Genomic DNA, 11,670 nt, shown 5'->3' with positions numbered 1-11,670 from the left:
GAGACCCGGAGACAACGTGCAGATCCACGATTCGATGATCAGCCTCGTCGGCAACACCCCGCTGGTGAGGCTCAACAAGGTGACCGAAGGGCTTCAGGCGACCGTCCTGGCCAAGGTCGAGTACTTCAACCCCGGCGGTTCCGTGAAGGACCGCATCGCGCTGCGCATGATCGAGGCGGCCGAGCAGAGCGGGGAGCTCAGGCCCGGCGGCACGATCGTGGAGCCCACCAGCGGCAACACGGGTGTCGGCCTGGCCATCGTGGCGCAGCAGAAGGGGTACAAGTGCATCTTCGTGTGCCCCGACAAGGTCTCCACCGACAAGATCAACGTGCTGCGGGCGTACGGCGCCGAGGTCGTCGTCTGCCCGACGGCCGTCGACCCGGAGCACCCGGACTCGTACTACAACGTCTCCGACCGCCTCGTCCGTGAGACGCCGGGCGCCTGGAAGCCGGACCAGTACAGCAACCCCCACAACCCGCTCTCCCACTACCACTCCACGGGCCCCGAGCTGTGGGAGCAGACGGAGGGCCGGATCACGCACTTCGTCGCGGGCGTCGGCACCGGCGGCACCATCTCGGGCACCGGCCGCTATCTGAAGGAGGCGAGCGAGGGCCGCGTCCAGGTCATCGGCGCCGACCCGGAGGGCTCGGTCTACTCGGGCGGCTCGGGGCGCCCCTACCTCGTCGAGGGCGTCGGCGAGGACTTCTGGCCGAGCGCCTACGACCGCGAGGTCGCCGACGAGATCGTCCCGGTCTCCGACAAGGACTCCTTCCAGATGACCCGCCGCCTCGCCAAGGAGGAGGGCCTCCTGGTCGGCGGCTCCTGCGGCATGGCGGTCGTGGCGGCCCTGCGGGTCGCGAAGCGGCTCGGGCCGGACGACGTGGTGGTCGTGCTGCTGCCGGACAGCGGGCGCGGGTACCTCAGCAAGATCTTCAACGACGAGTGGATGGCGGACTACGGGTTCCTGGAGGACTCGGGGCCCAGCGCCCGCGTCGGCGACGTACTCGCGGACAAGGAGGGCGGCTCGCTGCCGGAGCTCGTCCACATGCACCCCGAGGAGACGGTCGGGCAGGCCATCGAGGTGCTGCGCGAGTACGGCGTCTCGCAGATGCCGATCGTGAAGCCGGGCGCGGGACACCCGGACGTGATGGCCGCCGAGGTCATCGGCTCGGTCGTGGAGCGGGAGCTGCTCGACGCGCTCTTCGCCCAGCGCGCCTCCCTCACCGACCCGCTGGAGAAGCACATGTCGGCGCCGCTGCCGCACGTGGGCTCCGGTGAGCCGGTGGAGGACCTGATGGCGGTGCTCGGGTCGGCGGACGCGGCGATCGTGCTGGTCGAGGGCAAGCCGACCGGTGTGGTCAGCCGTCAGGACCTGCTGTCCTTCCTCGCCAAGGGCGTCGGCAAGTAGGGCGCTGCCAGGCCGCGTGTGCCGGGTTCGGGAAAACGGTACGCGCACGTCACGTGCGCGCAGCACCCGCTTAACACGGGTCCGGCACATTGGTGGATGTCGGAAGGGGCGGGAGCGGCTCCCCGCCTCGGACGGCAGTGAGCGGCGTCAAGGACGGTTTCGGAGCGGCTCCCGGATCTCCATGGACGCCCTGGGCGTGGCAACCCGGTTCTGACCCGGTCGCGCGCGCCCCTCGCGGGGACCGCCGTCGTCCCGCCCCCCGTCACAGGGGGTGCGGCGGTCCCCGCGCAAGCTCATGTGATGCGAGCCCATGCGGCTCATTCGACGAAGAGGCCGCGCTCCGCCGCCCGTACGTCGAACTCCTCCAGGCGCGCCTGGGCCTCGGGCAGGCCGTCGCACATCGCCTCCAGGAGGACCCGGCCGAGCAGCATCGGGGCGCAGGCCGTGTCGAAGGCGAGGCCGGTGCCGACCGCCGCCGGGAGCAGGAGGTCGGAGTGGGCGGCCACCGGGGCGAACGCCGAGTCGGCCACCGTGACCACCGTCAGGCCCGCCGATTTGGCGTAGGCGAGAGTGTCGACGACCTCGCGGGGGTGGCGGGGCAGCGCGAAGCAGAGCAGGGTCGTGGCGCCCGCGCGGACGGCCGCGTCGATGCGGTCGGCGAGCATGGTGCCGCCCTCGTCGAGGAGGCGGACGTCGGGGTGGACCTTGGCCGCGAAGTAGGAGAACCCGTACGCCTGGGAGGCCGCCGCGCGCAGGCCGAGGACGAGGAGCGGCCGGGAGGCGGCGAGGAGGGCGCCGGCCCGTTCGACGGGGGCCGGGTCGGCGAGGAGGTCGGCCAGGTGGCGGAGGTTGGCGATCTCGGCCTCGACGGCCTGCTGGTACTCGTTGGCGCGGGTGACCGTCGCGGGTTCGGCGGGGGACACCTCGCGCAGGTGCTTGCGCAGGGCCGGGTAGCCGTCGAAGCCGAGGGCGACGGCGAAACGGGTCACGGAGGGCTGGCTGACGCCTGCCAGGTCGGCCAGCTCCACGGAGGACAGGAACGGCACGTCGGCCGCGCGCCGCACCATGCAGTGCGCGATGCGGCGCTGGGTGGGGGTGAGGCGGTGGCCCTCGAAGAGGTGCTGGAGGCGGGCGGCGGGGCTGTGTCCCCCGGTGCCGTTCGTCGTGTGCTCGGTCATGTCCACCCGTCCGTCCCCCGCGCCGTCCATTCAGTCAAAATTGGCCGTGCATGATGTTATTCAGGCGGGGGTGTCCGGCGCCAGGGCGCGGCCTCCGTGAAACGGTCGAGGAGCTTCGCCGCACGCTCCACGTCCGCCGTCAGCGGGCGGTCCGTCAGGTCCGGTTCGAGGGTGGCGTCGGCGAGGGCGAAGGCGCGGCCCACCGGCAGGTTCTCGTCGGGGCGGTGGTCGCGCAGGCGCAGGGCGCGGACCGCCGCGACCAGTTCGCAGCCGACGACCTGGCGGTAGGCGGCGCAGGCGCGCAGGGTCTGGCGTGCGGCAAGGGAGGCGAAGCTGGCCTGTTCCTCGACGCCGCGCGAGAGGACGGCGTGGCCGAGCGAGGCGGGCGCGGAGAAGGCGCGCAGGTCGCCGAGTGCGGCTCCGGCGGCGTACTCCAGGATCATCACGCCGGACGCGCCGGGTTCGCCGTCGGCGAGGAACGGGCGCAGGCGCGTGTACGCCGGTTCGTTGAGGGTGGACAGGCGGGAGGTGGACAGGCGGGCCACCTGGGTCACCGCCAGCCTGAAGTGGTCGAGTGCGAGGGCGAGTTGGGCCATGTAGAAGCCGCCGTGGTGGTACGCCGTCATGTCCTCGGGTGAGATCAGCGGGTTCTCCGCCGCCGCGTTGATCTCGACCGTGAGGACCGCTTCGAGCGCGTCCGCCGCGTCCTGCGCCGGCCCGTGGATTTGCGGCACGCAACGGAAGCCGTACGGGTCCTGGATGCGGCCGAGCGGTGGCGTCGGGCGGTCGGGGGCGCCGAGGAGGGCGCGCATCCGGGCGGCGACCTCGTAGGAGCCCTTGTGGCGGCGGGCCTCGTGGACGGGGAGCGCGTACGCCTCGTAACTGCCGTCGACGGCCAGGAGGCTGAGCGCGGCGACGAGCTGGGTCGCGGCGAGCAGGGAGCGCAGTTCGTGCAGGGCGAGTGCGGACTGGCCGAGGGTGAGGGCGTTGCTGGAGATCAGGGCGAGCGCGTCGTTGTTGTCGAGGGGCTGGGCGGCGGGCGCCGTGCCCTTGCCGCGCCAGGGGTGTTCACCGGCGAGGGCGAGGCCCATCTGGGCGAGGGCGGCGATGTCGCCGGTGCCGACGGAGCCGTGTTCGTTGACCGCCGGGTGGGCGCCGTTCTCCAGGGCTTCGCACAGGGCGGTGACGACGCTGGGGCGCAGGCCCGCGCCGCCCGCGAGGAGCTGGTTGGCGCGGACCGCGAGCATCGCGCGGACCTCGCGCTCGGGCAGTTCGTCGCCGATGGCGCCCGCGTGGCTGCGCAGCAGGCGCAGGCCGTGGTCGGCGGCGGCCTCGGTGGGCACGTCCTCGCTGCGGTTGGCGCCGACGCCGGTGGAGCGGCCGTAGACGCGGCCCGTGGCGGCGATCTCGCGGGCCGCGTTCCAGGACTCCTCGACGCGCTTCATGGCCTCGGTGCCGGGTATGGGCCGGGCGTCCGCGTCGGCGAGGCGGACCACGTCGGTGACCGGGAGGCCATGGCCGTCGAGGACGACGACCGGGGGCGGTGTCATGTCCATAGGGGGCATCACGCGCTGTTCCTCCTCGAACGGGCCTGGAGAGGTTCGTTGTGGCCGCAATCGCCCTCGCGGCGGCCTTCGTGTCTCACATCCCGGGCGTCCGGGGGTGATTTACCAGCGATTTACGCGGGGGCATTGACAAGTTATTCACGCACCGAGAACTCTGCATGACCATATGCAGGCCGGGCAAGAGGCGACCACGAGGACGACAGAGGCGCTCCATGATTCAGTTCGAGGCGGTTCACAAGCGGTTCCCGAACGGCACGACAGCCGTGCACGACCTGTCGCTCGACATGCCAGAAGGGGGCGTCACCGTCTTCGTCGGCTCCTCCGGCTGCGGCAAGACGACCAGCCTCCGCATGATCAACCGGATGGTCGAGCCGACCTCCGGCACCATCCGCGTCGGCGGCCGCGACGTCCTCGACCAGGACGCCGCCGAACTGCGCCGCTCCATCGGCTACGTCATCCAGCAGGCCGGCCTCTTCCCGCACCGCACCGTCCTCGACAACGTCGCCACCGTGCCGCTGCTCCTCGGCTGGGGCCGCAAGAAGGCCCGCGCCGCCGCCGGTGAACTCCTGGAGCGGGTCGGCCTCGCCCCCGAGATGGGCAGGCGCTACCCGCACCAGCTCTCCGGCGGACAACAGCAGCGGGTGGGGGTGGCGCGGGCGCTCGCGGCGGATCCCCCGGTGCTGCTGATGGATGAGCCGTTCGGGGCCGTCGACCCGGTCGTGCGGACGCAGTTGCAGGACGAGCTGCTGCGGCTGCAGAAGGAGCTGAGCAAGACCATCGTCTTCGTCACGCACGACATCGACGAGGCGGTACGGCTCGGGGACCGGATCGCCGTGTTCCGCGAGGGCGGGCACCTCGTGCAGTGCGCGGCCCCCGCCGAGCTCCTGGCCCGGCCCGTGGACGGGTTCGTGGCGGACTTCCTCGGGGCCGAGCGCGGCCTGAAGCTGCTGTCGCTGAGCCGGGTGGCGGAGGTCGCGCAGGGGCCCTTGCCGGAGGGCGGCCCCTGGGAGCTGGTGCTCGACCCGGCCCGCAAGCCCCTGCACTGGCGTGCGCGGGACAGCGGGGCCGAGGTCCCCGTCCGCCCCCTGCGGGACGCGGACTCGCTGCTGTCGGCGCTGAACGAGTCGGTCGCGGCGCCCTCCGGGCTGGTGGCCCGTGTCGACGCGGACGGGGTTCTCACCGGGGTCTCGTCCCGGGACGACATCCACGCACGGGCGGGCGCCGCGCACGCCGACGCCCTCAGGGGCGCGGGGAACGGCGCGGCCGGCCACGACGGACCCGCGGCCGCCGGCGAGACAGCCGCGGGACAGACGGGAAGCGCCGCATGAGCATCGACTGGGACTGGATCGGCTCCCACGGGTCCGACCTCACCACCCTCACCCTCTCCCACCTGCAAGCCGCCCTCACCGCCGTCGCCCTCGGCCTCCTCATCTCCCTCCCCCTCGCCGTCCTCGCCCACCGGGTCAGGCCCCTGCGCGGCTTCCTGCTCGGGATCAGCAACGTCCTGTTCACCATCCCCTCCATCGCCGTCTTCGTCCTGCTCCTCCCGGTCTCCGGACTCACCCGCACCACCACCGTCATCGGCCTGACGATCTACACCCTGGTCGTCCTGCTCCGGAACACGGTGGAGGGTCTCGACTCCGTGCCGCAGAAGACGAAGGAGGCGGCGAAGGCCATGGGCACGCGACCGCTGCGCACCCTGCTCACCGTCGAACTGCCGCTCGCGCTGCCGGTGATCATGGCGGGCGTACGGATCGCGACGGTCATGTCGATCTCGCTCGTCTCCGTGGCCACGTACATCGGTGACGGCGGACTCGGCCAGCTGTTCACCGACGGGTTCCAGCGGAACTTCCCGACCCCGGTGATCGTCGGCGTCGTCCTCACGCTGCTGCTCGCGCTCGTCGCGGACGCGGCGCTCGTCCTCGTACAGCGGCTGCTCACCCCGTGGGCCCGGACCCGGAAGGCCTGACCGCCATGTACGAACTCTTCAAGAACCTCGGCTCCTGGCTGGTCAGCGGCGAGCAGTGGACCGGCCCCGACGGCATCGCGCACCGGCTCGCCGAGCACCTCCAGTACTCGCTGATCGCGACGCTCGTCGCCGCCGCGCTCGCGCTCCCCGTCGGTCTGCTCATCGGGCACACGGGCCGGGGCGCGTTCGTCGCCATCAACCTCTCCTCCTTCGGCCGCGCGCTGCCGACCGTAGGACTCGTCGTCCTGGTCTTCCTCGCCAGCGGTCTGTCCATGTGGCCCGTCTACATCGCCCTCGTCGCGCTCGCCGTGCCGTCCATCGTCACCAACACGTACGCGGGGATGACCGCCGTCGATCCGGAGGTGAAGGACGCGGCGCGCGGCCAGGGCATGCGCGCGCACCAGGTCCTCCTCCAGGTGGAGCTGCCGCTCGCACTCCCGCTGATCATGACGGGGCTGCGGCTCGCGCTGATCCAGGTGGTGGCGACGGCGACCATCGCCGCGTACGTCTCCTTCGGCGGGCTCGGCCGCTACGTCTTCGACGGGCTCGCCCAGCGGGACCTCGTGCAGGTGCTCGGCGGGGCCGTCCTCGTCGCGGTCGTCGCCGTCGTCCTCGACCTGGCCCTCTCCGGGCTCCAGCGTCTCCTCTTCCGTCACCGTCCCGCCGCCCCCAAGTCGGCCTAGGAGCACAGCAGATGAATCGACGTACTCTCCTCGGCGGCCTGTTCGCCGCGGCCTCCGTGCCCGCGCTCGCCGCCTGCTCCAGCGGCATCACCTCCCTCGAAGGGGACGGCTCGGGCGGCGGTGGCGGCGGCTCCAGCAAGAACGGCGTCACCATCGGCACCGCCAACTTCACCGAGAACCAGGTCCTCGGGTACCTGTACGCCGCCGTGCTCGAAGCGGCCGGGGTGAAGACGAAGGTCCGCCCCAACCTCGGCACCCGGGAGATCCTCATCCCCGCGCTCAAGGGCGGCGACATCGACCTCCTGCCCGAGTACCAGGGCGCCCTCCTCCACTACCTGGACACCAAGTCCGAGGCGACCGAGGAGGGCGAGATGCAGAACGCCCTCGCCATGGCGCTCCCGGCCGGGCTGCAGATCCTGCCGTACGGGATGGCGGAGGACTCGGACGCGTTCGTCGTCACCCGCGAGACCGCCGAGAAGTACGGGCTGAAGTCCCTCGCCGATCTGGCGAAGCAGAACGGGAAGCTCGTCATCGGCGCGGCCCCGGAGGTCAAGAAGCGGCAGGTGGGGGCCGTCGGGCTGAAGGACGTCTACGGCGTCGAGTTCAAGGAGTTCAAGTCCCTCGACTCCTCCGGGCCGCTGGTGAAGGGCGCCCTGAAGAAGGGCGACGTCGACGTGGCGAACCTGTTCACCACCGACACCGACATCGCCGCCAACCACTGGGTCGTCCTCACCGACCCCAAGAACCTCGTCCCCGGCCAGCACGTCGTCCCGCTGATCGCCGACCGCAAGGCCGACTCCACCGTCCGCAAGGCGCTGGCCCGGCTCGGCAACGTACTCACCACCGAGCAGCTCACCGAGTTGAACCGGCTCGTCGACAAGGACAAGAAGGACCCCGAGGACGTCGCGAACGACTACGCGCGCGCCCATGGACTGAGCGAGAAGTAAGAGGTCAACGCATGGCAGCGGTAGTGGAGAAGCACTCCATCGACGTCGTCCCCGACAGCGAGCGGCACGGGCGCGCCTTCCACCAGTTCACGCTGTGGGTCGGCGCGAACCTGCACATCACCGCCGTCGTCACCGGCGCGCTCGCCGTCATCTTCGGCGGCGACGTGGTGTGGTCGCTCGTCGGGCTCGTGCTCGGCAATGTGCTCGGCGGCGCCGTCATGGCGCTGCACTCGGCGCAGGGGCCGAAGCTCGGGCTGCCGCAGATGATCCAGTCGCGGGCGCAGTTCGGCGTCAAGGGCGCCATCGTGCCGCTGCTCCTCGTCATCCTGATGTACGTCGGCTTCTTCGCGAGCGGCAGCGTGCTCGCCGGGCAGGCGACGGCCGAGCTGACGCACACCGGCGACACGATGGGGATCATTCTCTTCGCGCTGGTCACGGCTTTTCTGGCGGCCGTCGGCTACCGGGTCATCCACGTCCTGGGCCGCGTCGCCAGCGTCGTCTGTGCCGTCGCCTTCGTCTACCTCGGCATACGGCTCCTGGACCGCGCGGACCTCGGCGACCTGCTGAGCGACGCGCACTTCTCGCTGCCGATGTTCCTGCTCGCCGTGTCGCTCTCCGCGTCATGGCAGCTCGCGTTCGGCCCGTACGTCGCCGACTACTCGCGCTACCTGCCGCGCGACACCAGCGCCAAGGCCACGTTCTGGTGGACGCTGTCCGGCTCGGCGCTCGGCTCGCAGTGGTCGATGACGTTCGGCGTGCTCGTCGCGGCGACCGCCGGGGAGGCGTTCCTCGACAACCAGGTGGGGTACGTCGTCTCGCTCGGCGGCGCAGGCGCCGCCGCCTCCGTCTTCTACTTCGTCATCGCGCTCGGCAAGCTCACCGTCAACGTGCTCAACACGTACGGCGGGTTCATGGCGATGGTGACCGGTGTCAGCGGCTTCCGCGGGCAGCGGGTGCTCTCCCAGCGCGGGCGGGCCGTCTACATCGCGCTGATCATGATCGCGGGCACGGCGGTCGCCCTCGCGGGCAAGGACAGCTTCCTGTCGTCGTTCAAGGACTTCCTGCTGTTCCTGCTGACGTTCTTCACGCCGTGGAGCGCCATCAACCTGGTCGACTACTACCTGATCTCGCGCGAGCGCTACGACATCCCGGCCCTCGCCGATCCGCACGGCCGCTACGGCGCCTGGCGCTGGAAGGCGCTCCTGGTCTACGGGATCGGGCTCGTCGCCCAGTTCCCCTTCCTGGCCACCTCCTTCTACACGGGACCGCTCGTCGATCCGCTCGGCGGTGCGGACATCTCCTGGATCGTCGGGCTCGCCGTCCCGGCCGCCCTGTACTGGCTGCTCGCCCGCCACGACACCGCGCACGTGCCGGAGGCGACGATCCTGGAGGCGCCGCACGCGGGACCGGTGGCCTCGGGCGTGGCCCCGTAGGAAGAGGGGGGATAACCCCAATGCCCCGCGGGCCCGTGCTCCGTACCGTTACCGGGTATGGAAGCCCGCGAACAGGCACGTGACGCCGAACTCAAGAAGGAACTCGACGCCACCCTGCACGCCCGCAGGGAGCTCGGCGAAGAGTACGAGACCGCGCTCGTCGACTCGTTCCTCGACAAGGTCGAGCAGCGCCTGGACTCCAGCGTGGACCGCCGGGTGCGCAGGCAGCTCGCCGAGCAGCAGATGGTCGTGGCCCGCGACGCGCGTGCGGGCCGCAACCCCGGGAGCGACGGCTGGGGCGAACGCTTCGGCTTCGCCGTCGTCACCCTCGTCCTCGCGATCCCGCTCTCCGCGATCGCCGTGGTCAACGCCCATCTGCCCGGGCTGCTGATCGCGTGGGGCGGCATCGTCGGCGTCAACGCCCTGCACATGGGGGTCTGGGCGCCACGACTGGGCGAAAAGTGCCGTGGCCGCAAGGACCCCGACTCCGACTGGGAGGAGTGAGCGGCCGGGCTCCGCTTGTCCGGGGTCCGGCTTCTCCAGGGTGCGGATCCCCCGGATCCGGCGCGCCGCTCTCCACGGGGCACGGGACGGCGACCGGGTCGAGCAGGTCGACTGCCACGCCTCCTTCAACCGCCGTACGGCGTCTGCCTGCCTGGCGGTTGAAGACACCGTGCAGCACGGACCACGACCCGCTCGTGGAACCGGTGTCATGCCTGCCGTGTCGGCAGGAGTACCGCCTGGCGCAGGTTCACGTGGCGGGGGCGGCTGACCGTGTAGGCGATGAGGTCCGCGACGTCCGTGGAGGAGAGGCCGAGCAGCGACTCGAACATGCCGTCCAGCTGGCCGGACAGCTCGGCGTTGTCGACGTGCGAGGCCAGCTCCGAGTCGGTCAGGCCGGGCTCGATGTTGGTGACGCGGACGTCGCGCGGGCCCAGCTCGGTGCGGAGCGACTGGGAGAGGTACGTCAGGGCCGCCTTCGTCGCCCCGTACACCGCGTAGTTCGGGAACGGGACGTGTGCGCCGATGGACGAGATGTTCACCAGGTCCGCCGTGCCGCCCGCCGCGGCCGTCGCGACGAGGTCGGCGGTGAAGGCGCGGATGACGCGCAGCGCCCCGGCCACGTTGGTGTCGAGCATCCGCTGCCACTCGTCGGCGCGGCCCTCGGTGACGGGGTTGGGCAGCATCACGCCCGCCGCGTTCACGACGAGGTCGACCCGCCCGTACACGGCGTGCACGCGCTCGGCGGCGGCGTCGACCGCGCCCTGGTCCGTGATGTCCGTGGGCACGGCGAGGGCCTGCCCGCCGTCCGCCCCGATCTTCGCGGCGAGGTCGGTGAGGCGGTCGGCGCGCCGGGCGAGGAGGGCGACGCGGGCGCCGTTCGCGGCGAGCAGCCGGGCGGTCGCCTCACCCATGCCGCTGGCGGCGCCGGTGACGAGGGCGGTACGGCCGGCGAGGTCGCTGTAGAGCGTCGTCGAAGTCATGGCAGCAGCTTGTAGCGGTCCGCGCACGCTACCCAGGGCGAAGCTTTTCCTGGGTATGCCAGTACCAGGACGGTCGCGCGCGGGCTCCCTAGGATCGTCGGCATGAACGAGCTCGGTGACATAGGCGGCTTCCTGCGCTCGCGGCGCGCCCGCATCCGGCCGGAGGAGGTCGGCCTGCCGGAGCACGGGCGGCGCCGGGTGCCGGGGCTGCGCCGCGAGGAGGTCGCGCAGCTCGCCGGGGTCAGCGTCGACTACTACATCCGCCTGGAGCAGGGCCGGTCCGCGTCCGTCTCGGACGCGGTGCTCGACGCCGTCGCCCGTGTCCTGCGCCTGGACGACACCGAGCGGACCCATCTGGGCGCCCTCGCCCGCCCCGCCGCCACTGCCCGCCGCGGGGCGTCCGGGCGTCCGGCGGTCCAGGAGGTGCGGCCCGGGGTGCGGCTGCTCCTGGACACGATCGACAAGGCCCCGGCGTTCGTGCTGGGCCGCCGCATGGACGTCCTCGCGTGGAACGAGCCCGGCGACGCCGTCCTCGGCTTCTCCGCGATGGACCCCCGGGACCGCAACATGCCGCGCCAGGTCTTCCTGAACCCGGACGCCCGCGACCTCTACCCGGAGTGGGCGGCCGTCGCCGCCGAGACCGTCGCGTTCCTGCGCCTCGACGCGGGCGCGCACCCGCACGACCCGCTCCTCGCCTCCCTGGTCGGTGAGGTCTCCCTGGCCAGCGCGGACTTCCGGCGCCTGTGGGCGGACCAGCAGGTGAAGGAGAAGGGGTACGGCGTGAAGCGCATGCTCCACCCGGTCGCCGGTGAACTGGTCTTCCCGTACGAGACGCTGGCGCTGCCCGGCGAGCCCGGACAGGTGCTCGTGGTCTACACGCCCGAGCCCGGCTCGGCGACCGAGGAGCGGCTGCGGGCCCTGACGCTGCCGACCCTGACCACGTAGCCCTGGCCGTAGACCTCCTCACGCAACCTTCAGAAACCGTCGCTAACCTCCCGCCCCG

The 11,670-nt window shown here is 71.8% G+C and carries 11 protein-coding genes; 8 read left to right on the top strand and 3 right to left on the bottom strand.

What is annotated here, in order from left to right; all coding sequences use genetic code 11:
* The first annotated feature begins 16 nt into the window (after positions 1-16).
* Complete coding sequence (locus ABZ877_RS18310; RefSeq protein WP_361071795.1) at positions 17-1,408, top strand: cystathionine beta-synthase; 1,392 nt, start codon at positions 17-19, stop codon at positions 1,406-1,408.
* A 317-nt stretch (positions 1,409-1,725) separates the two neighbouring features.
* On the opposite strand, the gene ABZ877_RS18305 is transcribed toward ABZ877_RS18310, so the two are convergent.
* Both ABZ877_RS18305 and ABZ877_RS18300 read right to left on the bottom strand, forming a co-directional pair.
* Entirely contained in the window at positions 1,726-2,586 is an 861-nt protein-coding gene (locus tag ABZ877_RS18305) for a MurR/RpiR family transcriptional regulator (RefSeq protein ID WP_361071792.1), read from the bottom strand.
* A gap of 56 nt (positions 2,587-2,642) precedes the next feature.
* Positions 2,643-4,142, bottom strand: a complete 1,500-nt coding sequence (locus ABZ877_RS18300) for an aromatic amino acid ammonia-lyase (protein ID WP_361072101.1) — start codon at positions 4,140-4,142, stop codon at positions 2,643-2,645.
* Positions 4,143-4,363: 221 nt separating this feature from the next.
* Between ABZ877_RS18300 and ABZ877_RS18295 the strand changes: the two genes are divergently transcribed.
* The 6 genes from ABZ877_RS18295 to ABZ877_RS18270 are packed head-to-tail and all read left to right on the top strand — an operon-like array spanning position 4,364 to position 9,687.
* Positions 4,364-5,479 carry an ABC transporter ATP-binding protein gene (locus ABZ877_RS18295; RefSeq protein WP_361071789.1) on the top strand — a complete coding sequence of 372 codons (1,116 nt, stop codon included), beginning with the start codon at positions 4,364-4,366 and terminating at the stop codon, positions 5,477-5,479.
* On the top strand, positions 5,476-6,120 hold the full coding sequence (locus ABZ877_RS18290) for an ABC transporter permease (RefSeq protein WP_361071786.1): 645 nt from the start codon (positions 5,476-5,478) through the stop codon (positions 6,118-6,120). The genes ABZ877_RS18295 and ABZ877_RS18290 overlap by 4 nt, the downstream gene beginning before the upstream one ends.
* A gap of 5 nt (positions 6,121-6,125) precedes the next feature.
* Positions 6,126-6,803 (top strand): ABC transporter permease, encoded by a 678-nt coding sequence (locus ABZ877_RS18285; RefSeq protein WP_361071781.1) that lies wholly within the window; start codon positions 6,126-6,128, stop codon positions 6,801-6,803.
* Between the two features lie 11 nt (positions 6,804-6,814).
* Positions 6,815-7,750: an ABC transporter substrate-binding protein gene (locus tag ABZ877_RS18280; protein WP_361071779.1), complete on the top strand. Its 936-nt coding sequence runs from the start codon at positions 6,815-6,817 to the stop codon at positions 7,748-7,750.
* An 11-nt stretch (positions 7,751-7,761) separates the two neighbouring features.
* Positions 7,762-9,183, top strand: coding sequence for a cytosine permease (locus ABZ877_RS18275; protein WP_361071776.1), 1,422 nt, complete (start codon positions 7,762-7,764; stop codon positions 9,181-9,183).
* Between the two features lie 57 nt (positions 9,184-9,240).
* Entirely contained in the window at positions 9,241-9,687 is a 447-nt protein-coding gene (locus tag ABZ877_RS18270; protein ID WP_361071773.1) for a hypothetical protein, read from the top strand.
* A gap of 206 nt (positions 9,688-9,893) precedes the next feature.
* On the opposite strand, the gene ABZ877_RS18265 is transcribed toward ABZ877_RS18270, so the two are convergent.
* The gene (locus tag ABZ877_RS18265) at positions 9,894-10,667 is read right to left on the bottom strand and encodes an SDR family oxidoreductase (protein ID WP_361071770.1); all 774 of its coding nucleotides are present in this window, start codon (positions 10,665-10,667) and stop codon (positions 9,894-9,896) included.
* 102 nt (positions 10,668-10,769) lie between these two features.
* Here ABZ877_RS18265 and ABZ877_RS18260 point away from each other — a divergent pair, with 102 nt between their 5' ends.
* Complete coding sequence (locus tag ABZ877_RS18260) at positions 10,770-11,612, top strand: helix-turn-helix transcriptional regulator (protein WP_361071768.1); 843 nt, start codon at positions 10,770-10,772, stop codon at positions 11,610-11,612.
* The last annotated feature ends 58 nt before the right edge of the window (positions 11,613-11,670 follow it).

It is taken from the genome of Streptomyces sp. NPDC046939 (assembly GCF_040644575.1).
Taxonomy (GTDB): domain Bacteria; phylum Actinomycetota; class Actinomycetes; order Streptomycetales; family Streptomycetaceae; genus Streptomyces.
This window is presented reverse-complemented; position numbering and strand designations above follow the sequence as displayed.

Bases quoted from the DNA above. Each gene is read 5' to 3' on its own strand.
- ABZ877_RS18285 (WP_361071781.1), top strand. From the start codon at position 6,126: ATGTACGAACTCTTCAAGAACCTCGGCTCCTGGCTGGTCAGCGGCGAG.
- ABZ877_RS18295 (WP_361071789.1), top strand. From the start codon at position 4,364: ATGATTCAGTTCGAGGCGGTTCACAAGCGGTTCCCGAACGGCACGACA.
- ABZ877_RS18260 (WP_361071768.1), top strand. From the start codon at position 10,770: ATGAACGAGCTCGGTGACATAGGCGGCTTCCTGCGCTCGCGGCGCGCC.
- ABZ877_RS18290 (WP_361071786.1), top strand. From the start codon at position 5,476: ATGAGCATCGACTGGGACTGGATCGGCTCCCACGGGTCCGACCTCACC.
- ABZ877_RS18280 (WP_361071779.1), top strand. From the start codon at position 6,815: ATGAATCGACGTACTCTCCTCGGCGGCCTGTTCGCCGCGGCCTCCGTG.
- ABZ877_RS18300 (WP_361072101.1), bottom strand. From the start codon at position 4,142: ATGGACATGACACCGCCCCCGGTCGTCGTCCTCGACGGCCATGGCCTC.
- ABZ877_RS18270 (WP_361071773.1), top strand. From the start codon at position 9,241: ATGGAAGCCCGCGAACAGGCACGTGACGCCGAACTCAAGAAGGAACTC.
- ABZ877_RS18305 (WP_361071792.1), bottom strand. From the start codon at position 2,586: ATGACCGAGCACACGACGAACGGCACCGGGGGACACAGCCCCGCCGCC.
- ABZ877_RS18265 (WP_361071770.1), bottom strand. From the start codon at position 10,667: ATGACTTCGACGACGCTCTACAGCGACCTCGCCGGCCGTACCGCCCTC.
- ABZ877_RS18275 (WP_361071776.1), top strand. From the start codon at position 7,762: ATGGCAGCGGTAGTGGAGAAGCACTCCATCGACGTCGTCCCCGACAGC.